Here is a 20,708-nt window from a genome sequence, read left to right on the forward strand (position 1 = left end):
GTTAGGTGTTTTTCGGGGACGGCCGATTAACCAGGAACGGCGCGGCCGATGACGGCCCTGAAGGTCAGTCGAACAGCTTCGAGACCGACTCTTCGTTGGCGATCCGGCGGATGGCCTCGCCGATCAGCGGGGCGCACGAGACGTAGCGGATCTTGGGGCAGGCCATGGCCTGGTCCGAGGCCTCGATCGAGTCGGTGACCACCAGTTCGGTCAGGACCGAATTGGCGACGCGGTCGACCGCCGCGCCCGACAGCACGCCGTGGGTGATGTAGGCGCTGACCGACTTGGCGCCGTGGCTCATCAGGGCCTGGGCGGCGTTGCACAGGGTGCCGGCCGAGTCGGCGATGTCGTCGAACAGGATGCAGCGGCGATCCTTGACGTCGCCGATGATGTTCATGACTTCCGACTGGCCCGGGCCCGAGCGGCGCTTGTCGACGATGGCCAGGTCCGCGTCGTTCAGGCGCTTGGCCAGGGCGCGCGCGCGCACCACGCCGCCGACGTCCGGCGACACGACCATCAGGTCGTCGCCCATCGGATAGTGCTTGCGCACGTCCTCGGCCATCAGGCGCGAGGGCAGCAGGTTGTCGGTCGGAATGTCGAAGAAGCCTTGGATCTGGCCGGCGTGCAGGTCCATCGTCAGGACCCGGTCGGCGCCCGAGCGGGTGATCAGGTTGGCGACCAGCTTGGCCGAGATCGGGGTGCGGCCGCCGGTCTTGCGGTCCTGGCGGGCGTAGCCGAAGTAGGGGAGCACGGCGGTGATCCGCTTGCCCGACGCGCGCTTCAGGGCGTCGATGCAGATCAGCAGCTCCATCAGGTTGTCGTTGGCCGGGTAGCTGGTCGACTGGATGACGAAGACGTCCTCGCCCCGCACGTTCTCGTCGATGGTGACGAACACCTCGAGGTCGGCGAACCGGCGCACCTGGGCGCGGGTCAGCGGCATGTCGAGATATTCCGCGATCGCCTGGGACAGCGGGCGGTTGGAGTTGCCGGACAGCAGCTTCATGGGGATATCTCGGAGTGGGGGTCGGCCGTTGCCGGGCCTTCTAGCAGCGATCGCCCCGGGCACAAGTGTTAACAGCGCGACTTTGCCGCTTCCGTACCCGGAGGATCTGTCGCGTGTCCCCCAAGCCTCACAGTTCGACTCAGGCCTCCAGGCTGATCGCCGACAGCAGCCGGCCGTAGTCGCCCTCGCCGTTCAGGAAGGCGCGGCGGTTGGAGAAGAACCATTCCTCCTCGGCCCGGGTGTCGCGGCCGACCCATTCGCGGCGCTCGACGCCGGCGGTCTCCAGGCGGTCCAGCACGAACGACGGCAGGTCGAAGAAGCGCTTGTCCTCGGCTGCGCCCGGCTTGAAGAACCGGCCCGAGCCGGGGCAGTCGGCCTCGAACCGATGCAGGAACTCCAGGCCCACCTCGTAGGATTTCGGACCGATGCAGGGGCCGACGACGCCGGTGATGCGGTCGGGCCTGGCGCCCAGCTCGACCATGCAGTCGACGGCGGCCTGGACGACGCCGTCCAGCGCTCCGCGCCAGCCGGCGTGGGCGGCGGCCACGACGCGGGCCTCGGGATCGACCAGCAGCACCGGGGCGCAGTCGGCGGCCAGGGCCCCGCAGATCACGCCGGGCGTCCTGGTCACCACCGCGTCGCCTTGCGGCCGCACGTCGCCCCACGAGCCGTCGGCCTTGATGGCGATGGTCGAATGGATCTGGAAGCAGGTGTTCAGGTCTTCGGGATCGCCGCCGAACCAGCGCGCGGCGCGGGCGCGGTTCTCGACCACGTCCGCCGGGTCGTCCTTGCTGCCGCGCCCGACGTTCAGGCTGTCGTAGATCCCGGTCGAGACCCCGCCCTGGCGCGTGAAGAAGGCGTGCTTCACCCCCGGCAGGCTGGACAGCAGGGGCGACTGGATGGTCGGCAGGTCGGGGGTCTTCTTGGTCATGTCGCGTCCTCGAAGAGGGGGGGCGAAAGGTCGGGCGCGCAGAGGCACGCGACCTTGAACAGAGCGCCCATCTGCGCCTTGCCGATCAGACGATCAAGCTGTCTTCCAAGCTGGTCGGCGCGATCGGGGCGGGCCTTGGCCAACGCCTGGGCGCGGGCCTCGATCCCCAGCGCCAGCAGGAACTCGGCCTGGCTGAGGATCGGACCGGCCTTGGCTCCGGTCTCGCGCGCGGCGGCGACCACGGCGGGGAAGTCGGCCCAGACGGTCAGGTCGGCCAGGCCGGCGGTCTTCAGCGGGTCGACCTTCACGTGGTTCTGGATCGCCTGCAGCGTGTCGCCGGCCTCGGGCTCGGCCCGGCCATAGTCGATCAGCAGCGCCGCGCCGCCGTCGGCGACCAGCCGATGGGCGATGTCCGAGGCCAGGGCGGCCTGGGCGGGGGAGGATTCCCAGATGCTTCCCTTGCCGGCTTCGGGAAGGTGAAGCGGCGCGGCGTCAGGCGATTTCCCCAGGCCGCGCAGCCCGAACGCCAACTGACCATCCTCGCCCAGGCCGATCACACGCTCGGCCCAGCCGTCCTTCGTGCGGACGAACTGGCGGGCGGGCAGGCAGTCGAGCAACTCGTTGGCGACCAGGATCATCGGCGCGCCGCCGGGGACCTCGTCCAGCCGGCCGACCCAGCGCGGCGCGTCGCTCAGCTTCGCCGCCTGCTTGGCCTTCAGCGGCGCCGACACCTCGACCAGCCACACCTCGGCGGCGGCCAGGAACGCTGGATCCAGCCGTCCCGCCCTCAGCAGGTCGCTCATCAGCGTGCCGTCGCCCGGCCCCATCTCGACCAGGCGGAACGGGGCGGGGCGGCCCAGGCGGGTCCAGGTCTCGAGGACCCACAGGCCGATCAGCTCGCCGAACATCTGGCTGACCAGCGGGGCGGTGATGAAGTCGCCGCCGGCGCCCAGATCGGGGCGCGTGGCGTAGTAGCCGTCGCGCGGATCGTGCAGGCAGCGGGTGAAGAATTCGGGGACGCCGATCGGCCCGTCCTGGGCGATCTGCGCCTTCAGGCGATCAAGCAGGCTCATGCGTCTCGGCGGGCTGGACCGGTTCCTTCAGCGCCTTCCACAGCAGCCAGCCGCCGACCAGGATCATCGGCGTCGACAGCAGCATGCCCATGGTCAGGCCCAGCGGGAAGTCGGGCATGCCGAGGTCCGGATTGCGCACGTTCTCCAGCGACAGGCGGAACACCCCGTACGAGATCAGGAACATCGCCACGATGGCCCCGCGCCGTTGCAGCCACTTCAGGCGATAGACGCAGAAGGCCAGGATCAGGAACAGCAGCAGGCCTTCCAGCCCCGCCTCGTACAGCTGGCTGGGATGGCGCGGCAGCGGGCCGGCGGGGCACAGGTGCTGGGGGTGATAGGCCTTGATCGTCTCGTTGCAGAAGACGATTCCCCACGGCCCGTCGGTCGGGCGGCCCCACAGCTCGCCGTTGATGAAGTTGGCGATGCGCCCGAAGAACAGGCCGATTGGCGCGACCGGCGCGATCAGGTCGCCCAGCTTCAGGATGTCGATCCTGTTGCGGCGGGCGAACAGGGCGATGGCGGCGCAGACGCCCAGGAAGCCGCCGTGGAACGACATGCCGCCTTCCCAGATCTTCAGGGCGTCCAGCGGATGGGCCATCAGCCAGGTTCGCTGGTCGGTGTTCAGGAGCATGTAGAAGAGGATGTAGCCCACGCGCCCGCCGACGATGATGCCCAGGGTGATCCACAGCACCAGGTCATCGATCTGCAACGGCGTGGCGGTGGGGGCGCGGCCGCCCCACAGGCTGTTTGTCCGGGTCAGGCGGATAGCGTAGCGCCAGCCCAGCAGGATGCCCGCCACATAGGCCAGGGCGTACCAGCGCAGGGCCAGCGGCCCCCATTGCAAGGCCCAGGGGCCGATGTGAACGACAGGATCGATGTCGGGAAAGATCACGCCGGACAGCTCCGTTCGGGACAGATCGTCGCACCTGTATAGGCTTCGGGCTTCGCTTTCATCCCCCGTTTCCCATATAAGAACGTCCAGCCCGCCTCTTGGGCCTCCCGGAACCGCGATGCACAGCCAGAACCCCTTCTTCGACGAATTCGCCAAGCTGACCCAGGCGGCCATGGGCATCGCCCAGACGGCCGGCGAGGAGGCGAAGACCGCGATGCGGGCCCAGGCGGACCGCCTGGCGGCCGAATTCGACCTGATCCGCCGCGACGATTTCGAGGCCCTGAAGGCCGAGGTCGCCGCCCTGCGCGAAGAGGTCGCCGCGCTGAAAGCGGCCCCCAAGGAAGCCAAGAAGGCGCCGGCCAAGAAGGCCGCGACTTCAGGCGAATAGACGAATCGTCGCTCGCTTCCGACGTGAAGCGGGTTGAGACGAAAGCAACGAAGCAGATTAGTGTCCCCTGGTACGTGAGCGATTCATGGCGGGGGTAACCCTCGCCGTCGCGGGCGGGGACGTAGGTTTTTCATGGATACCCAACCGGAAGACGACGACGTCCTGATGGCTCTCGACCCCCTCGAGGTGGTCGAGCATGTGCTGTCGGCCGAAAACCTGACCTTCGATCGCACGGAAGACGGCGACCTGGCCTTCGCGCTGAAAGGCGACTGGAAGGACTACGAGCTGTGGTTCGCCTGGCGACCCGAGGCCGACTGCCTGCAGTTGTGCCTGTCGCTGGACCTGCGCGCGCCGAAGTCGAAACGCGCCAACGCCTACGAGCTGCTGGCCCTGATCAACCAGCGCGTCTGGCTGGGCCACTTCGAGGTCTGGACCGAGGACGGCGAGGTCGTGTTCCGTCACGCCCTGGCCCTGCCGGCCGGCGAGCGCCCGACCATGGCCCAGGCCGCCTCGATGATCGACGCGGCGGTGGAGGCGGCCGACCGCTTCTTCCCGGCCTTCGAATTCCTGCTCCAGGGCGCCAAGACCCCGGACCAGGCGATGGCCGCCTGCATGTTCGAGACCGTGGGCCAGGCCTGATCCCCGCCTTGGCCCTTGGCCAAGGTCGTTTCCGGGCTTAAGGGCGACGGCGATCAATCCGTCGGAGCCCCCTCATGACCCCCATCCTCCTCCTCGGCGCCGGACGCATGGGCGGCGCTCTCGCTGAAGGTTGGCGCGACGCGGGGGCGTTCTCGGCCGCCGACCTGATCATCCGGGATCCGAACGTCGATCCCGCCGCCTTCGCCGGCGCGCGGGTCAATCCGCCGCTGGAGGCGCTGTCCGCCGCCAAGACCGTGCTGCTGGCCGTCAAGCCACAGATCTGGCGCGAGGCGGTCAAGGACGTGGTCCCGCACCTGGCTCCCGACGCCGTCATCGTCTCGATCGCCGCCGGCGTCCGCGCGGCCGACATTTCCGAAGCCTTCGCCGGCCGGCGCGTGGCGCGGGTCATGCCGACCACCGCCGTCGCCATCGGCCGGGGCGCGGCCTCGATCTACGCCGAGGACGCCGAGGCCCGCGCCATCGCCCGCGCCCTGTTCGCGCCGGTCGCCACCGTGGTCGAGCTGGCCAGCGAGGACCTGCTGCACGCGGCCACCGCCGTCTCGGGTTCGGCCCCAGCCTATCTCTACGCCTTCGTCGAGGCGCTCGAGGCCGCCGGCGCCGCCCAGGGCCTGGACGAGGCCGACAGCGCCAAGCTGGCCCGCGCCACGATCATCGGCGCGGCGGCCCTGATGGAAAAGGGCGGCGAGGAGCCGGCCGAGCTGCGCAAGCAGGTCACCTCGCCGGGTGGCACCACGGCGGCGGCGCTGACCGTGCTGATGGGCGAGGGTGGCTTCGGCGACCTGCTGCCCAAGGCGCTGGACGCCTGCGTGAACCGGTCGAAGGAACTGGGGGGCTAGGATCCGAAGATTGTCTTGTCGCGGCCGGCATTCGGAGCCATCTGAATCGTCATGACCGACGACATCCTCGACCGCGCCGCCGACGCCGCCCTGGCCCTCGCCGCCGATCGCGCCTGGCCGAACGTCTCCCTGCGCGACATCGCGGTGAAGGCCGAGGTTCCCTTCGCCGACCTCTACGCCAGGGCCGCCAGCAAGGCCGCTGTGCTGGCCCATCTGTCGGCCCGCTTCGACCGCGCGGCCCTGGGCGTGGATTATCCGGAGAGCTCCGAACCCCACGACCGCCTGTTCGACGCCGCCATGGCGCGCCTCGAGGCCATGGAGCCGCATCGCGCCGCCCTGCTGGCCATCGCGAAATCCGAAGGTCCGCTGGCCTCGGCGTCCCGCTTCCCGCGCATCGCCCGCGCGGTCCTGGAGGCCGCCGGCGTCCCCGCGACCCCGCCGCGCCTGCTGGCCATGACCGCCGTCTGGGCCCGCGTCGTCCAGGTCTGGCGCGACGACGAAGGCGCGCTGAACCGCACCATGGCCGAGCTGGACAAGCGCCTGAAACAGATGGCCGAGCGGCTGAAGAAGATCGGGGCGGGGTTCTAGCCCGGCAGCCGCATCAAGGCTCTCAAGCCCCCCATCGTCGAGCGCGACAACACCAGATCTCCGCCCAGGCCGCGCGCCATGTCGCGGGCGATGGCCAGGCCCAGGCCCACGCCCTTCTCGTTCTGATTCCGGGACTCGTCCAGGCGCGAGAACGGCTTGAAGGCCTCCTCGTACTTGTCTTCCGGGATGCCTGGTCCGTCGTCGTCGACGGCGATCTCGACGCCGCCGGTCTGGCGGGCGGCGGCGGTGACCTTGACCCGGTCAGCGTGGGCGACACCGTTGTCGACCAGGTTGGCCAGGGCCCGGCGGAAGGCCAGGGGCCGCAGCCGCGCCTCCAGCCCCTGGGTGATCTCGGTCTCGATCGCCGCCCCGCCGCGCTCGGCGTCGGCGACCACGCCCTGGACCAGGTCCGTCAGATCGACCACCCGCGCGTCCTCGCCGCCCTCGCCGCGGGCGAAGGCCAGGTACTCGTCGATCATGTGCTCCATCTCGGAGAGATCGCCCTTCATGGCCTCCAGCTGCTCGCTGGGCTCGGACATGGCCATTTCCAGCTTCAGCCGGGTCAGGGGCGTGCGCAGGTCGTGGCTGACGCTGGCCAGCAGGGCGGTGCGCTGCTCGATGTGGCGGACGATGCGGGCCTTCATGGCGATGAAGGCGTAGGCCGCCTTGCGCACCTCGCGCGCGCCGTGCGGCTTGAAGTCGGGATCCTCGCCCCGGCCGAAGGCGTCGGCGGCGTCGGCCAGGCGCTCGATGGCCCGCACCTGGTTGCGGATGAACAGGATGGCGATCGCCGTCAGCAGCATGGTCGCCACCACCATCCAGAGGATGAAGATGTGGCCCTGGGTGGCGTAGGCCCGGTCGCGCAGGGCGTAGATCTGCAGCACCCCGCCCGGCACCTGTACGCGGATGTCGATGTAGGCGGTGTAGCGGGTGGTGTCGAACCAGAACGGGTTGTCCAGCCGGTCCTCCAGCGCCTTCTGCAGCGAGCGGTCCAGGGCCGCGAACAGCGAGGGGCGGTGGCCGGTCGGCAGCTTTCGGCCCTTCTGGAAGGCGATCGACAGGGACATCGAGTCCTCGGCCCGCTGGGCCAGCTTGGCGACGGCGGCGGGGCTGGGATCGTCCTCGTAGGACTGCACCGCCCAGGCGATGTCGCCGGCCAGGCCTTCCGACAGCTTGCTGGTCACCGACTGCCAGTGGGCGTCGAAGAAGGCCCAGGTCACCGCGATCTGCATCACCGCCACCGGCAGGATGATGATCAGCAGGCTGCGCCCGAACAGGGTGGTCGGCAGCAGGCGCTTGAGCGGGCGAGGGATGTGCAGGCGCGTGGTGAGAGGCATCAATCCGGCGCCAGCCGATACCCCACGCCCCGCACCGTTTGGAGATAGCGCGGGTTCTTCGGGTCCGGCTCGATCTTGCGGCGCAGGCGGGTGACCTGGACGTCGACGGCGCGGCCGGTGGCGTCGGCGGTGTCGCGGGCCAGCTCCAGGCGGTCGACCGGCTCGTGGGCCGAGCGGGCCAGGCGGCGCATGAGCGTGACCTCGGCCTCGGTCAGGCGGATCACTTCGCCGTCGCAGGTCAGTTCGCCGCGCTCGGGTTCGAAGGTGCAGCGGCCCAGGGCGAGCGCGGTGGTCCTGGTTCCGACCGGCCGGGCGGTCGAGCGGCGCAGGATGGCCTCGATGCGCAGCAGCAGTTCCTGCGGCTCGAACGGCTTGCCCAGATAGTCGTCGACGCCGTTGGACAGGCCCTCGATGCGGTCGGCGGTCTGGTCGCGGGCGGTCAGCATCAGGATCGGCGTGCGGCCGGTCTCGCCGCCCTTGCCGCGCAGGCGCTTGGTGAAGGCGTAGCCGTCCTCGCCCGGCATCATCACGTCCAACACCATCAGGTCAAAGTCCAGGGCCCCGAACAGGTTGTCGGCCTTGGCCGCGTCGGCGGCGGCGGTGACGCGGAAGCCGGCCCGGGTCAGGAATTCCTTGATCAGCTTGCGCAGGCGGTCGTCGTCGTCGACGACCAGGATATGGCGCTCGCGACGCTCGTCCGGGGTCATGTCATCCGCCGTCCCGGGCCCACGCCCTGCCGCGAGCCCGCCAGCGCCGCCAGGATCCGCCGGGTGCCCGCCACCCCGTCCAGCCCGCCCGTGCGATAGGCGCGCGCCAGCAAAGCCCGCAGGCGCTCGGCCGTGCGCTGCTCGAAGGCCACGCCCTCGGGGGTCAGGGTCGCCGGGCGGCGGCGACCGTCCAGGTCGCCCGAGCCGCGCTCGACCAGGCCGGCCTTCTGCAGGTCGGCCAGGGTGCGGCTGGCGGCCTGCTTGGACAGGCTGGTCAGCTTCGACAGGTCCTGCACGCCGATGCCCGGCCGACGGCGCAGCAGGAAGGCCGCGCGCCAGTGCGAGCGGCCCAGTCCCAGGGTCTCGCTCTCCAGCGCGGCGTCGACGGCGGCCCACAGCGCGGCCTCGGCCAGCAGGATCAGTTCCAGCCCACCGTCCAGCTCCTCCTCGCGGAGGATCAGACGGGGATCGTCCGAACCAGGCTGCAGCGGGGCTATCATCAAGCGGAGTCCATTTTATTTGACGCGTTGGCGCTCGGGGCGTCTAAGGGCCGGGTTTCCAATAAGGAGGTCTCGGGCCGATGTCTCTGGTTCCCTTCGACGATCGTGATGGTTGGATCTGGCTGGATGGCCAGTTCGTTCCCTGGCGCGAAGCGAAGGTGCACGTACTGACCCATGGCCTCCACTACGCGTCGTCGGTCTTCGAGGGCGAACGGATGTACGGCGGCGAGATTTTCAAGCTGACCGAGCATACCGAGCGCCTGTTCAAGTCTGCGGAGATCCTCGATTTCAAGATCCCCTACACGGTGGCTGAGATCGACGAGGCCTGCAAGGCGACCGCGGCCAAGAATAACCTCAAGGATTGCTATGTCCGCCCCATCGCCTGGCGCGGCAGCGAGATGATCGGCGTTTCGGCGCAGCAGACCAAGATCCACGTGGCCATCGCCGTCTGGGAATGGCCCAGCTATTTCGACCCGGCGACCAAGGCCAAGGGCATCCGCCTGACCTGGGCCAAGTACAACCGTCCGGACCCGAAGACGGCCCCGACCGCGGCCAAGGCCGCCGGCCTCTATATGATCTGCACCATCTCCAAGCACGCCGCCGAGAAGGACGGCTACGCCGACGCGATGATGCTGGACTATCGCGGCTACGTGGCCGAGGCGACCGGCGCGAACGTCTTCTTCGTCAAGGATGGCGCGCTGCACACGCCCAAGCCCGACTGCTTCCTGGACGGCATCACCCGCCGCACGGTGATCGACCTGGCTAAGGCTAAGGGGATCGAGGTGATCGAACGCCACATCCAGAAGGAAGAGCTGGCGGGTTTCACCGAGTGCTTCATCGTCGGCACCGCCGCCGAGGTCACGCCGGTCTCGGAGATCGGCGAGTTCAAGTTCACGCCGGCCAAGCTGTCGCTGGACCTGATGGACACCTACGCGGCCCTGGTCCGCAACGAAGCGCTGACCCCGGCTTAAGCTCGGCTGTCGCTAGAAAACATGACGCCGCCCGGACCGCTCCGGGCGGCGTTTTTCGTGGTTTTTCGCCCGGAGGGTGACAGACGGCGAAGGCGACGCTACATTGAGGTCGATGACCCTCGCCGCCAGCCACACGCTGTTTTGGTACTTTAGCTATCCGACGCCTCTGGCGCCGGGAGGGGATCGTTTGGCCTGAGACCAGGCCGTCAGAAACGCCTTTCACCAGCCGCCAGGGGATCCCCGGGCGGCTTTTTTGATGGCCGCCGGACCTCTCAAGACATTCCGGAGTACGCCATGCCTTCCTCGACCGCCGCCCATCTCGTCTCGCTGCCCGTCCCCACCGACGACCTGCGCATCCAGAAGCTCCAGACCCTCAGCCCGCCCGCCCAGGTGATCGGCGAGGCGCCAGCCAGCTCGTCGATCGCCGAGGTCGTCGGCGACGCCCGCCAGGCGGTCCACGAGATCCTGCACGGGCGCGACGACCGCTTGGTGGTGGTGATCGGGCCCTGCTCGATCCACGATCCCAAGGCCGCCCTCGACTACGCCCACCGCCTGGCCGCCGACCGCGCGCGCCACGCCGGCGAGCTGGAGGTGATCATGCGGGTCTATTTCGAGAAGCCGCGCACCACGGTCGGCTGGAAGGGCCTGATCAACGACCCGGACCTGGACGGCGGCTTCCGGATCAATGACGGCCTGCGCCTGGCGCGCCGGGTGCTGCTGGACGTCAGCGCCCAGGGCCTGCCGACCGCCTGCGAGTTCCTGGACGTCACCACCCCGCAGTACATCGCCGACCTGGTGGCCTGGGGCGCGATCGGCGCGCGCACGACCGAAAGCCAGATCCACCGCGAGATGGCTTCGGGCCTGTCGTGCCCGGTCGGCTTCAAGAATGGCACCAACGGCGACGTGAAGGTCGCGGTCGACGCGGTGATGGCCGCCAGCCAGCCGCACCACTTCCTGGCCGTGACCAAGGAAGGCCGCGCCGCCATCGCCACGACCACCGGCAACGGCGACTGCCATGTCGTGCTGCGCGGCGGCAAGACGCCCAACTACGACGCCGCCAGCGTCGCGGCCGCGGCCCAGGTCCTGGCCAAGGCCGGACTGCCCGAGCGGATCATGGTCGACGTCAGCCACGCCAACAGCGGCAAGAACCACGAGAACCAGCCGGCCGTGGTCGCTGACGTCTGCGCCCAGGTGGCGACGGGCGCCTCGCCGATCATGGGCGTGATGATCGAGAGCAACCTGGTCGCCGGCCGCCAGGACATCGTCCCCGGCCAGCCGCTGACCTACGGCCAGTCGGTCACCGACGCCTGCGTCGACTGGGACACGTCGGTGCGCCTGCTCGACGACCTGGCGGCGGCGGTCCGGGCGGGCCGCGCGGCGCGGAACGGCTAGGGGGCCTTCGGGGCGGCGGCGGCGATCACCGCCGCCACCTCGGCGCGGGCCATGTCGAGGTCGCGGCGGAAGGCTTCCGAGGCGTGCTCGGCGGCGTAGATCACCGCGCCCGACTGCAGGCCAGCCTCGGTGGCGCTGACCGTATGGCTGCCGCAGATCCAGCGGCTCTCGGCGTATTCGCGGCCGCGCGCGTACAGCGCCTCGGCCCGCGAGGGCGTGACCTCGGCCAGGATCATGGCCACGTGCTCGCCGAAGGCCGAGTGGCCCGACGGGTAGTCGGGATTGGCCGTCAGGTCGGGCCGCTTGGGTTCGCACACGGGCGCCGCGTCCTTGCCGACATAGGGGCGCTGGGTTCCCCAATGGGTCTTGGCCAGGCCGACCACCGAGCGGTCGTCGCCGGCCCGCTCCAGGAGGGCGGTCAGGATCGGCGCGTTCTGGGGCGTCAGGCGCACGCCCAGGGCGGTCTCGAAGTGGTGGAAGGCCGTGCCCTTGACGTCGTCGGTGGCCAGCGCCCAGCGCGGCGTGTCCTTCAGGGCGCGGCTCTGGTCGAAGATCGCCGCGTCGGCCAGGGCGCGGGGCGAGCCGGGCGCGGGCGGCGGGGCTAGGATCTTGGTCAGGTCCGGACGGGCGGCGGGCGCCAGGTAGCCGCGCGCCGGGACGCCGGGCAGGGCCTCGATCGCCAGGCCGTCGCAGGCCTTCTCGGCGCGGACCGGATTGCAGACGGCGACGTCGCCGCCGGTCAGCCGCACCGTATAGCCGCCCGGCAGACGCGGATCGGCCCACATGTAGTCGGTCGAGACATACTGCGCCCCGCTGGTCAGGGCGGCGGTGCGCTGGGTCACGTCGTTCTTGCGCGCGGCCCAGGTGTCGGCGTCGGCGCGGGTGCGGACGATGAAGCCGGCCTTCACGGCGGCCGCGATGCGGTCCTTCTGGCCGATCGGATCGTTCAGGGTCAGATAGGCGGCGGCGGGCGAGTTCTCGTCGGTGTTGATGAAGATCGCCCGGCCCTCCAGCGAGGCGCGCTTGCCGCGATAGATCGCGACCTTCTCGGGGCTTTCGTCCAAGGCAAAGAATAGTTTGCCGCGCGCCGCGCCCAGCTTGGGCCACCCCCCTGCAAGCACGCCCTCGCGCAGGGTCTTGGCCTTGCCCTGCACCTGGTCGGGCGTGATCAGGCGATCCTCGCCGAACACCGAGCGGATCTCGGCGTCCAGGGCGTCATAGAGCTTTTCGGTGAAGACCAGCGGAACCACGCCGCCGGGGACGGTGGCGCCGCCTTCCTTGGCGTTCATCATGATCAGGATCGGCGCGTGGTCGCGGTGGGCGTCCGACCAGGTCCGGATCTGCCTCAGGCAGGCCACGAAGGTCACGCAGGTCGAGCGGAAGTCGACGTCGGGCATGTGGATGGTCTTGAACCCCGGCTTGGCCAGGGCCGCGGCCACGTCCGGCGGCAGCGTCGTCCCGCGACCAAAGGCCGTCAGCGGCTTGGCGTAGCGGCCGCCCTCGGGATCGGCGACGATGTCGATCTCCAGCTGGCGGGCGCCGGCGTCCAGCTGCTCGGCCAGCGGACGATGGCCGTAGTCGATGCCCAGGGCCGCCTGGCCGCGCGCCGCGACCATGGCGGCCATCTCGTCGGCCGGCGGCAGCTGCTTGTAGGAATTGTGCGTGCCCACGACCATCATGTCGGTCATCCGCAGCGCGTCCATCCGTTCACGGACGCATGCCGGGCTTTCATCCGAGGCGGGGCAGGGGGCGGCGGCGACCGCGGCGGCGGCGAGCAGGGCGAGCATGGGACGCGTCTCCGAAAACAGAGCGTGGCCATAGCGGTAGCACATGACGGTTTGACGTCGCTCGGGCCGTTCGAAGCGCCACTGTCATCAAGCTTTAACGGAACCGAGACGCGGAGGTCATCGAGCGCCCCTAACGCCCCGACAAACGCCGGCGCCCCGAGGGGCCTCCCAATCACCGGCGCAGTACCAGGGGGTATTATGTCTCGGACCAAGATCGCGCTCCTCGCGGGCGCGGCGAACCTCGTCATGGCCGTGCTCGCGCCGGCCGCACACGCGCGCGTCGAAGAGCCGACCGCGGCGCCCGCCGCCGAGCCGGCGGACGCGGTCGACGCCGTCGTCGTCACCGGTTTCCGCAAGTCGCTGGGCGTGGCCCGCGAGACCAAGAAGAGCAGCGCCATCGTCTCGGACGTGATCGTCGCCGAGGACATGGCCAAGTTCCCCGACCTCAACCTGGCCGAGTCGCTGCAGCGCCTGCCGGGCGTGGCCATCAACCGCGAGGGCGGTGAAGGCCGCCGCGTCAGCCTGCGGGGCCTGGGTCCCGACTTCACCCGCGTCCAGCTGAACGGCATGGAAGTGCTGGGCAATGTCGACTCGCCGATGGACAGCCGCGGCCAGACCTCGCGCGACCGCGCCTTCGACTTCAACATCTTCGCCTCGGAGCTGTTCTCGAAGATCGACGTGCGCAAGTCGTTCTCGGCCGAGCAGGACGAAGGCGGCATGGCCGGCACCGTCGGCCTCTACACCGCCAAGCCGTTCGACTATTCGGGGACCAAGGCGGCCCTGTCGCTGCAGGGCGGCACCAACAGCGCCACTAAGGACGCGCAGCCGCGCGGCGCGGCCATGATCAGCAAGAACTGGGACGACAAGTTCGGCGTCCTGGTCTCAGTCGCCTATTCCAAGCGCAAGACCCAGGAGCAGGGCTACAACACCTACGCCGCGCCGACGACCAAGGCCCTGGCCGCCAACGTCGTCAATCTGAGCGCCGCTGACCAGGCCAAGGCGATGAACGGCGAGCTGATCTTCCAGCGCGGCAACCGCCTGACCGTCTGGGAATCGGACCAGGAGCGCCTGGGCGTGACCGGCGCGATCCAGTGGCGTCCGGTCGAGAACGTGACCCTGACCCTCGACGCCCTGCACGGCAAGTTCACCAACGACCGCAGCGAGAACAGCCTGGCCACCCGCGCCACCCTGAACTCGACCATCCTGGGCGCGGCCACCCCGCACTCGGGGACCCTGGTCAGCCCGCCGCCGGTGCTGAACTCCATCCAGTACGACCAGTACAACACGGTCGTGTACGCCGACGTCGACAACACCGTCTTCGCCACCGAGACCCGCCGCCAGCAGACCAAGAACGCCTTCGATCAGCTGGTGCTGACCGGCGAGTGGCAGGTCAGCGACAAGCTGACCCTCGACGGCCATATCGGCCGCGAGACCTCGGACTACGACATTCCGATCTCGGACAAGTTCTACACCGAGGCCTTCGGCGGCCTGATCACCGACTATCGCGGCGACACGGGTCACAACACCTACAAGTGGAACACCACCGACCCGAACAATTACCGGGCCCACGAGATCGACTTCTCGGCGACCTACCAGAGCACCGAACTGAAGAACGGCGAGCTGAACGGGGCCTGGGCGTTCAACGACGACGTCACCCTGAAGGGCGGCGTCTCGTATCGCGGCTTCACCAACTCGGGCTTCACCCAGACCAACGACGACGTGAACAAGACGGCGTGGGAAAAGGGCACGCTGGATGACAAGGTCACCGGCTACTACACGATCTTCGACAAGCACGACGACCAGTCGTGGGTGAACGTCGATTTCGACAAGGCCCTGGCCTATTACGGCGTCACCCGCACGCTAGGCGCGCCCAAGTCGATCTACGAGGTCGAGGAAGACACCAAGGCCGGCTACCTGCAGCTGGACTGGAAGGGCTCGCTGTTCGGCAAGTCCATCCGCGGCAACACCGGCCTGCGCGCCTATCAGACCGAGCTGACCTCGTCGGGCGTCATGGCGGTCAAGGGCGTCAACACCCCGACCGAGGCCAAGAAGAAGTATTCGGGCGTCCTGCCGGCCTTCAACGCCGTGCTCGAGATCTCGGACCAGTTCCAGATCCGCGCCGCCGCCGCCCGCAACATCAACCGCCCGGCCCTGGGCGCCTACGCCATGAACGGCACGATCAGCGTCGACGGCGCCAACGTGTCGGTCTCGACCGGCAACCCGAACCTCAACCCCTACAAGTCGGACGAGTTCGACCTGGTGGCCGAGTGGTACTTCGGCAGCGTCGGCATGCTGACCGCCGGCGTGTTCCACAAGAACATCGACGGCCTGGTCGCCAGCCAGACGACGACCAATGTGACCTACGCCAGCACCGGCCTGGCCGAGGGCCTCTATCCGGGGATCACCGGCTCGACGATCGTGTCGACCTACACCCGCCAGGTGAACCTCAACACCGCCAAGCTGACCGGCCTGGAGCTGTCGGCCCAGAGCGACTTCTTCTTCCTGCCGGGCGCGCTGAAGAACCTGGGCGCGGTCGCCAACCTGACCCTGATCGACAGCGAGACGACCAACCTGATCAACGGCAAGCAGCAGAAGTCCGACATCTTCGGCCTGTCGGACGTCAACGCCAACGCCACCCTATACTACGAGACCGCCAAGTACGGCGGCCGCGTCTCTGCCAACTACCGTTCGGACTACCTGATCGACAGCGGCGGCTTCAACGCCACCACCTATGTCGACGCGGCGGCCTTCTACCAGCTGACCCCACGCATCCGCCTGTCGCTCGACGCCATCAACCTGACCGACGAGCGCGAGGAGCAGGTCAACAGCTACAACAACGGCTTCGGCCAGACCGGCGCCAAGCGGCTGTGGAACTACACCACCAGCGGCCGCACGGTGTTCGTGGGGGCGAATATCCAGTTCTAGGGACTGGAGCCTGAGAACGACGAAGCCGCCCGGGAGCGATCCCGGGCGGCTTTTTTGTGGGGGGGCGTCTGGCTGGCGAGGGGACGCGCTGAGCGTCGGCTATGGGCGGGGAGCGGACCTTTAGTTTCCTTCTCCCCTTGCGGGAGAAGGTGGCCCGAAGGGCCGGATGAGGGGTCGAAAGGCTTGTCCGGATAGCGGAGCGCAACCCCTCACCCGACCCGCTTCGCGGGCCACCCTCTCCCTCAAGGGGAGAGGGATGAACGTCCGCAATGGGTCGAAGGTGGACATCAGGAACCCTCTAGAGGGATTTCCAAGTGCGTTCGCACAAGCAAAAAGCCGCCCTGGAAGGATCCCGGGCGGCTTATCTGTCTCGAAGTGGAAGGCCGCCTTACGCCGCCTCTTGCTCCTCGTTCGCGGGCACCTGCCGGATCAGGTAGTCGAAGGCCGACAGCGAGGCTTTCGCGCCTTCGCCCATGGCGATGATGATCTGCTTGTAGGGCGTCACCGTCGCGTCGCCGGCGGCGAAGACGCCGGGCAGCGAGGTCTCGCCGCGATAGTCGACCTCGATCTCGCCGCGCGGGGTCAGGGCCACGCCGCTATCCTTCAGCCACTCGGTGTTGGGCACCAGGCCGATCTGGACGAAGACGCCTTCCAGGTCCACGCGGTGAACACTGTCGTGGTTGCGGTCCTTGTAGCTCAGGCCCGAGACCTTGCCGTTCTCGCCGTGGATCTCGGTGGTCATGGCCGAGGTGACGATCTTGACGTTCGGCAGGCTGGCCAGCTTGCGTTGCAGGACAGCGTCGGCGCGCAGTTGGCTGTCGAACTCGATCAGCGTCACGTGGGCGACGATGCCGGCCAGGTCGATGGCCGCTTCGACGCCGCTGTTGCCGCCGCCGATCACCGCCACGCGCTTGCCCTTGAACAGCGGGCCGTCGCAGTGCGGGCAGTAGGCCACGCCCTTGTTGCGGTACTCGGCCTCACCGGGGACGTTGACGTTCCGCCAGCGGGCGCCGGTCGACAGGATGACGGTGCGGGCCTTCAGGGACGCGCCGTTCTCCAGCTTGACCTCGTGCAGGCCGCCCGGCGTCTTGGCCGCGACCAGGCCGACGGCCTTCTGCAGGTTCATCACGTCGACCTCGTAGTCCTTGACGTGCTGTTCCAGGGCCGAGGCCAGCTTGGGGCCTTCGGTGTGCGGGACCGAGATGAAGTTCTCGATGGCCATGGTGTCCAGCACCTGGCCGCCGAAGCGTTCGGCCGCCACGCCGGTGCGGATGCCCTTGCGGGCGGCGTAGATCGCCGCGGCCGCGCCGGCCGGACCGCCGCCGATGACCAGCACCTCGAAGGCGTCCTTGGTCTTGATCTTCTCGGCGGCGCGATCGGCCGCGCCGGTGTCCAGCTTGGCCAGGATCTGTTCGACGTCCATGCGGCCCTGGCCGAAGGGCTGGCCGTTCAGCAGGATGGTCGGCACGGCCATCACCTCGCGCGCCTCGACCTCGGCCTTGAACAGGGCGCCGTCGATGGCGACGTGGCTGATGCGCGGGTTCAGGGCGCTCATGGTGTTCAGCGCCTGCACCACGTCGGGGCAGTTCTGGCAGGACTGCGAGAAATAGGTCTCGAAGCGGTAGTCGCCGTCCAGGCCCTTGATGCGCTCGATCACCTCGGCGTCGAGGCGCGGCGGGTGGCCGCCGACGTGCAGCAGAGCCAGCACCAGCGAGGTGAATTCGTGGCCCAGCGGCAGGCCGGCGAAGCGGACGTCCGCATCCCCGGCGGCGCGGGTAATGGCGAACGAGGGCTTGCGGGCGTCGTCGCCCGACAGGTTCAGGCTGACCTTGTCCGACGTCGCGGCGACGTCTTCCAGCAGGGCCAGCATCTCCTTCGACCCCGCGTCATCGGCGAGGGAGGCGACCAGTTCGATCGGCTGGCGCAGGTTCTGCAGGTAGGTGGTCAACTGGGTCTTCAGACCGGCGTCCAGCATGAGGCGCGCTCCCAAAAGGCTAGGGGGAGAGGAGGAAAGGCGTTCGATTTTCGGGGGAGGAGATCGAACGCGGCGAACGATCAGAGAAGTCGCGCCGCCGCCCGCTGTGAGCGGCGGCGCGGGTAGTTCAAGTCTTAGATCTTGCCGACCAGGTCGAGCGACGGGGCCAGGGTCTTCTCACCCTCTTCCCACTTCGCCGGGCAGACTTCGCCCGGGTGCGACGCCACGTACTGGGCGGCCTTGATCTTGCGGAGCAGTTCGATGGCGTTGCGGCCGATGCCTTCGGCGGTGACTTCCATGAACTGGATCACGCCTTGCGGGTCGACCAGGAAGGTGCCGCGGTCGGCCAGGCCGACGCCCGGACGCATGATCTCGAAGTTGTTGGTCACCTGACCCGACGGGTCGCCGAGCATCGTGTACTTGATCTTGCCGATGGCCGGCGACGAGTCATGCCAGGCCTTGTGCGAGAAGTGCGTGTCGGTCGACACCGAGTAGATCTCGACGCCCAGGCGGGTGAAGACGTCGTAGTTGTCGGCCAGGTCTTCCAGCTCCGTCGGGCAGACGAAGGTGAAGTCGGCGGGGTAGAAGAAGAAGACCGACCACTTGCCCTTCACGTCGGCTTCCGTGACCGTGATGAACTTGCCGTCCTTGAAGGCCTGGGCGGTGAAGGGTTTGATCTCGGTGTTGACCAGCGACATGAAGCGCTCCGTTTGAAAAGGATGAGCCCTTCTACGGGTCTGCTGACAATCGATCAAATTGATAAATCTTGTTATCGGGATAGAGGGGGTCTATTCCTGTGGGCGGACGCACGGAGTCGCGCGAGGCCTTGTTGGATAAGGGATGGCGCGGGATGGCAGGGCGGCGATGATGGACGCCTCCGCCCACGATCGCCGCCGCACTGGTTGCAGGGCGACACTGTCCAACGGTGGAGCCGAGCGACGTGGTCCAATTCCCCGGCGGGCCCCAACCCGCCACCACGGTCTCGACGTCCTTTGGACCACCCCCAAGATGATCCGACCCGTCGCGTCAGCGTCACGTCCCCCCAGACGTCACCCCGAAAAAGGGGCGTCCCTGCGCCAGGTCGCGCAGGTCAGCGCACGGCCGCTATCGCGTCGAGCGGTCTCAACCGGCGGGGGAAGCGCACGGCGCGGCTGACGCCTGCGTGGGCGCCTGAGGTGGGCGGCGCCTCTAAATCAACCACGCGAGCGGGCGCGGATAGGCCTCGCCGCGGACCAGGTAGTAGATGCCCATCACGCAGCGGACGACGAACCACAGGCTGACGGCGCCGATGATCGCGCCGCCGGCGATCATCATCGGGATGCCGATCAGCAGCAGGCTCAGCGGAATGCCGAACGCCAGCAGCAGGGCGCCGATCAGGAACCAGGCGATCGACAGCCAGAAGGTGCGGATGGCGAAGGTGTAGTGGCTCTCGTTGATCGGCCCGGCCGCGTCGCGGTTCACATAGGCCACGATCAGGCCGACGACGAAGGTCAGGCCGTTGGTGAAGCCCAGCAGATACAGGCCATAGACGACGGCCGGCAGGACCTTGTCCTCTTCGGCGTGGGTCTCGATGACGGGGGCGTCGGTCATGTCACAGCATCCAGGCTTTGGGAGTGGGATAGGGCTGGCCCTTGAGCAGGGTCGACAGGCCCACGACGCCCCGCACCACCAGCCACAGGCCCAGGGCGACGAACAGCAGCAGGCCGACGGCCAGCATCGACAGCAGGCCCGCGACGATCGAGAAGCCCAGGGCCAGCCAGACGGTGCGGATCTGGAACTCGTAATGGCCGGCCAGCCACGCGGGCGCGTCCTTGCGGCTGACATAGGCCAGGATCACCGCGATCAGGCAGGTGACCCCGCCCGTCGCCACGCCGGCGATCAGCAGGGCGTAGATGGCGATCGGCAGGGTCTTGTCGTCCTGCAGCCGAGGCGGGACGGCGGGATCGATGGGGTCGGACAAGGTCGGTTGAGCCTGTGGATAACGTCGTTGGCTCGATCGTCGCGCGGTTGGGCGTGGGATGCAAATGAAGGTGCGGTAACCCGGTGTACTCTCCTCCCCCTCTGGGGGAGGGGGACCGGCGAACGCCGGTGGAGGGGGCTTTGGGGCGCTGAACGTCAGCACCGCTTGCGCGGACCCCCTCCGTCTCGATGCGTATTCGCATCGATCCACCTCCCCCTAATGGGGAGGAGAACGCTAAGGCAGCAGGTCCTTCGGCGGGGCGTGCGGGTCGAAGGCGCCGCCGCGGTTCAGCCAGGGCAGGACGGCGGCCAGCAGGATCAGCGCGAAGACCATCCGCGCGGCCATCTCGACGCCGACGGCGGCCATGCCGGCGGTCAGGGAGAAGACCAGCATCGCCGCCGCGCCCAGCGCCAGCAGACCCATGATCCAGGTCAGGGCCTGGCGGGCCTGCAGTCGGGCGACGCCGAAGCGGGCGCGGGGGGCGAGGTCGGCGCCGACGGCGGCGAGGGCGCGGGCCAGGGTCGAGAAACTGGCCAGCCGGTCCTCGAACCGGCCGGGCGCCACATAGCTCTGCGAGACGATGACCAGGCGACGCTTGCCGAAGGTGACCAGCAGGCTGCGGCGGCCGCTCCTCTGGTCAGCCGCCAGGCGATAGCGGGTCAGGCTGGATAGCGGAAAGCGGCGAACGACCTTGCCGCGCGTCTCCACCAGCGTCCCGGCCTCCAGGGTCCAGACCGTCTCGGGCTGGAAGGGGGCGAGCCGGGCGCTGTGTCGGACGTCCAT

At 68.8% G+C, this 20,708-nt stretch carries 21 protein-coding genes and 1 pseudogene; 8 read left to right on the top strand and 14 right to left on the bottom strand.

The features are described from left to right. Positions 1-64 precede the first annotated feature (64 nt). From K8940_RS02565 to lgt, 4 genes are all read right to left on the bottom strand, one after another. A complete protein-coding gene (locus K8940_RS02565; RefSeq protein WP_223392986.1) occupies positions 65-1,003 on the bottom strand; it encodes a ribose-phosphate pyrophosphokinase in 939 nt (312 codons plus the stop codon). Between the two features lie 139 nt (positions 1,004-1,142). Beyond that, positions 1,143-1,934, bottom strand: coding sequence for a peptidoglycan editing factor PgeF (pgeF, locus tag K8940_RS02570; RefSeq protein ID WP_223392987.1), 792 nt, complete (start codon positions 1,932-1,934; stop codon positions 1,143-1,145). Then, positions 1,931-3,007: a class I SAM-dependent methyltransferase gene (locus tag K8940_RS02575; protein ID WP_223392988.1), complete on the bottom strand. Its 1,077-nt coding sequence runs from the start codon at positions 3,005-3,007 to the stop codon at positions 1,931-1,933. Before K8940_RS02575 ends, pgeF begins: the two co-directional genes overlap by 4 nt. Then, on the bottom strand, positions 2,994-3,899 hold the full coding sequence (gene lgt, locus K8940_RS02580) for a prolipoprotein diacylglyceryl transferase (RefSeq protein ID WP_223392989.1): 906 nt from the start codon (positions 3,897-3,899) through the stop codon (positions 2,994-2,996). The genes K8940_RS02575 and lgt overlap by 14 nt, the downstream gene beginning before the upstream one ends. Positions 3,900-4,017: 118 nt before the next feature. On the opposite strand from lgt, the gene K8940_RS02585 reads away from it, so the two are divergent. The 4 genes from K8940_RS02585 (at position 4,018) to K8940_RS02600 (ending at position 6,371) form a co-directional block, all read left to right on the top strand. Then, positions 4,018-4,287, top strand: a complete 270-nt coding sequence (locus K8940_RS02585; protein WP_223392990.1) for an accessory factor UbiK family protein — start codon at positions 4,018-4,020, stop codon at positions 4,285-4,287. Positions 4,288-4,419: 132 nt separating this feature from the next. Beyond that, entirely contained in the window at positions 4,420-4,926 is a 507-nt protein-coding gene (locus K8940_RS02590; protein ID WP_223392991.1) for a YbjN domain-containing protein, read from the top strand. Positions 4,927-5,000: 74 nt separating this feature from the next. Beyond that, positions 5,001-5,783 (top strand): pyrroline-5-carboxylate reductase, encoded by a 783-nt coding sequence (gene proC / locus K8940_RS02595; RefSeq protein WP_223392992.1) that lies wholly within the window; start codon positions 5,001-5,003, stop codon positions 5,781-5,783. A 51-nt stretch (positions 5,784-5,834) separates the two neighbouring features. Next, positions 5,835-6,371, top strand: coding sequence for a TetR family transcriptional regulator (locus tag K8940_RS02600; RefSeq protein WP_223392993.1), 537 nt, complete (start codon positions 5,835-5,837; stop codon positions 6,369-6,371). Here K8940_RS02600 and K8940_RS02605 read toward each other — a convergent pair. From K8940_RS02605 to K8940_RS02615, 3 genes are read right to left on the bottom strand one after another with little or no spacing between them, the layout of a single operon-like run. Then, positions 6,368-7,708, bottom strand: a complete 1,341-nt coding sequence (locus K8940_RS02605) for an ATP-binding protein (protein WP_223392994.1) — start codon at positions 7,706-7,708, stop codon at positions 6,368-6,370. The genes K8940_RS02600 and K8940_RS02605 overlap by 4 nt on opposite strands. Further along, the gene (locus K8940_RS02610) at positions 7,708-8,415 is read right to left on the bottom strand and encodes a response regulator (RefSeq protein WP_223392995.1); all 708 of its coding nucleotides are present in this window, start codon (positions 8,413-8,415) and stop codon (positions 7,708-7,710) included. Before K8940_RS02610 ends, K8940_RS02605 begins: the two co-directional genes overlap by 1 nt. Further along, positions 8,412-8,915 carry a MarR family winged helix-turn-helix transcriptional regulator gene (locus tag K8940_RS02615; protein WP_223392996.1) on the bottom strand — a complete coding sequence of 168 codons (504 nt, stop codon included), beginning with the start codon at positions 8,913-8,915 and terminating at the stop codon, positions 8,412-8,414. Before K8940_RS02615 ends, K8940_RS02610 begins: the two co-directional genes overlap by 4 nt. A gap of 80 nt (positions 8,916-8,995) precedes the next feature. Here K8940_RS02615 and K8940_RS02620 point away from each other — a divergent pair, with 80 nt between their 5' ends. From K8940_RS02620 to K8940_RS02630, 3 genes are all read left to right on the top strand, one after another. Further along, positions 8,996-9,886 (top strand): branched-chain amino acid aminotransferase, encoded by an 891-nt coding sequence (locus K8940_RS02620; RefSeq protein ID WP_223392997.1) that lies wholly within the window; start codon positions 8,996-8,998, stop codon positions 9,884-9,886. Between the two features lie 112 nt (positions 9,887-9,998). Further along, a complete protein-coding gene (locus K8940_RS02625) occupies positions 9,999-10,082 on the top strand; it encodes a hypothetical protein (RefSeq protein ID WP_223395743.1) in 84 nt (27 codons plus the stop codon). A 98-nt stretch (positions 10,083-10,180) separates the two neighbouring features. Then, on the top strand, positions 10,181-11,278 hold the full coding sequence (locus tag K8940_RS02630) for a 3-deoxy-7-phosphoheptulonate synthase (RefSeq protein WP_223392998.1): 1,098 nt from the start codon (positions 10,181-10,183) through the stop codon (positions 11,276-11,278). Here the strand turns inward: K8940_RS02630 and K8940_RS02635 are convergent. Then, positions 11,275-11,730, bottom strand: a complete 456-nt coding sequence (locus K8940_RS02635; protein WP_223395744.1) for a phosphatase PAP2 family protein — start codon at positions 11,728-11,730, stop codon at positions 11,275-11,277. The genes K8940_RS02630 and K8940_RS02635 overlap by 4 nt on opposite strands. A gap of 219 nt (positions 11,731-11,949) precedes the next feature. Then, positions 11,950-13,065 (bottom strand): annotated as a pseudogene (locus K8940_RS02640) (phosphatidylinositol-specific phospholipase C1-like protein); the annotation flags it as partial. A gap of 198 nt (positions 13,066-13,263) precedes the next feature. On the opposite strand from K8940_RS02640, the gene K8940_RS02645 reads away from it, so the two are divergent. Then, entirely contained in the window at positions 13,264-15,990 is a 2,727-nt protein-coding gene (locus tag K8940_RS02645; protein WP_411675575.1) for a TonB-dependent receptor, read from the top strand. 388 nt (positions 15,991-16,378) lie between these two features. Here K8940_RS02645 and ahpF read toward each other — a convergent pair whose 3' ends face one another. The 5 genes from ahpF to K8940_RS02670 all read right to left on the bottom strand — a co-directional run bounded on the left by ahpF (position 16,379) and on the right by K8940_RS02670 (position 20,708). Continuing rightward, positions 16,379-17,965: an alkyl hydroperoxide reductase subunit F gene (ahpF, locus tag K8940_RS02650; RefSeq protein ID WP_223392999.1), complete on the bottom strand. Its 1,587-nt coding sequence runs from the start codon at positions 17,963-17,965 to the stop codon at positions 16,379-16,381. Between the two features lie 134 nt (positions 17,966-18,099). Continuing rightward, positions 18,100-18,663, bottom strand: coding sequence for an alkyl hydroperoxide reductase subunit C (ahpC, locus tag K8940_RS02655; RefSeq protein WP_223393000.1), 564 nt, complete (start codon positions 18,661-18,663; stop codon positions 18,100-18,102). A 490-nt stretch (positions 18,664-19,153) separates the two neighbouring features. Next, positions 19,154-19,555 carry a DUF4870 family protein gene (locus K8940_RS02660; protein WP_223393001.1) on the bottom strand — a complete coding sequence of 134 codons (402 nt, stop codon included), beginning with the start codon at positions 19,553-19,555 and terminating at the stop codon, positions 19,154-19,156. Between the two features lies 1 nt (position 19,556). Further along, complete coding sequence (locus tag K8940_RS02665) at positions 19,557-19,925, bottom strand: DUF4870 family protein (protein ID WP_223393002.1); 369 nt, start codon at positions 19,923-19,925, stop codon at positions 19,557-19,559. Between the two features lie 234 nt (positions 19,926-20,159). Further along, positions 20,160-20,708: a hypothetical protein gene (locus K8940_RS02670; RefSeq protein WP_223393003.1), complete on the bottom strand. Its 549-nt coding sequence runs from the start codon at positions 20,706-20,708 to the stop codon at positions 20,160-20,162.

The organism is Caulobacter segnis, assembly GCF_019931575.1.
GTDB lineage: Bacteria > Pseudomonadota > Alphaproteobacteria > Caulobacterales > Caulobacteraceae > Caulobacter > Caulobacter segnis_C.

Excerpts from the sequence above, each read along its gene's own strand:
- K8940_RS02565 (WP_223392986.1), bottom strand. The coding sequence starts at position 1,003 with ATGAAGCTGCTGTCCGGCAACTCCAACCGCCCGCTGTCCCAGGCGATC.
- pgeF (WP_223392987.1), bottom strand. The coding sequence starts at position 1,934 with ATGACCAAGAAGACCCCCGACCTGCCGACCATCCAGTCGCCCCTGCTG.
- K8940_RS02575 (WP_223392988.1), bottom strand. The coding sequence starts at position 3,007 with ATGAGCCTGCTTGATCGCCTGAAGGCGCAGATCGCCCAGGACGGGCCG.
- K8940_RS02585 (WP_223392990.1), top strand. The coding sequence starts at position 4,018 with ATGCACAGCCAGAACCCCTTCTTCGACGAATTCGCCAAGCTGACCCAG.
- K8940_RS02590 (WP_223392991.1), top strand. The coding sequence starts at position 4,420 with ATGGATACCCAACCGGAAGACGACGACGTCCTGATGGCTCTCGACCCC.
- proC (WP_223392992.1), top strand. The coding sequence starts at position 5,001 with ATGACCCCCATCCTCCTCCTCGGCGCCGGACGCATGGGCGGCGCTCTC.
- K8940_RS02600 (WP_223392993.1), top strand. The coding sequence starts at position 5,835 with ATGACCGACGACATCCTCGACCGCGCCGCCGACGCCGCCCTGGCCCTC.
- K8940_RS02605 (WP_223392994.1), bottom strand. The coding sequence starts at position 7,708 with ATGCCTCTCACCACGCGCCTGCACATCCCTCGCCCGCTCAAGCGCCTG.
- K8940_RS02610 (WP_223392995.1), bottom strand. The coding sequence starts at position 8,415 with ATGACCCCGGACGAGCGTCGCGAGCGCCATATCCTGGTCGTCGACGAC.
- K8940_RS02615 (WP_223392996.1), bottom strand. The coding sequence starts at position 8,915 with ATGATAGCCCCGCTGCAGCCTGGTTCGGACGATCCCCGTCTGATCCTC.
- K8940_RS02620 (WP_223392997.1), top strand. The coding sequence starts at position 8,996 with ATGTCTCTGGTTCCCTTCGACGATCGTGATGGTTGGATCTGGCTGGAT.
- K8940_RS02625 (WP_223395743.1), top strand. The coding sequence starts at position 9,999 with ATGACCCTCGCCGCCAGCCACACGCTGTTTTGGTACTTTAGCTATCCG.
- K8940_RS02630 (WP_223392998.1), top strand. The coding sequence starts at position 10,181 with ATGCCTTCCTCGACCGCCGCCCATCTCGTCTCGCTGCCCGTCCCCACC.
- K8940_RS02645 (WP_411675575.1), top strand. The coding sequence starts at position 13,264 with ATGTCTCGGACCAAGATCGCGCTCCTCGCGGGCGCGGCGAACCTCGTC.
- ahpF (WP_223392999.1), bottom strand. The coding sequence starts at position 17,965 with ATGCTGGACGCCGGTCTGAAGACCCAGTTGACCACCTACCTGCAGAAC.
- ahpC (WP_223393000.1), bottom strand. The coding sequence starts at position 18,663 with ATGTCGCTGGTCAACACCGAGATCAAACCCTTCACCGCCCAGGCCTTC.
- K8940_RS02660 (WP_223393001.1), bottom strand. The coding sequence starts at position 19,555 with ATGACCGACGCCCCCGTCATCGAGACCCACGCCGAAGAGGACAAGGTC.
- K8940_RS02670 (WP_223393003.1), bottom strand. The coding sequence starts at position 20,708 with ATGGACGTCCGACACAGCGCCCGGCTCGCCCCCTTCCAGCCCGAGACG.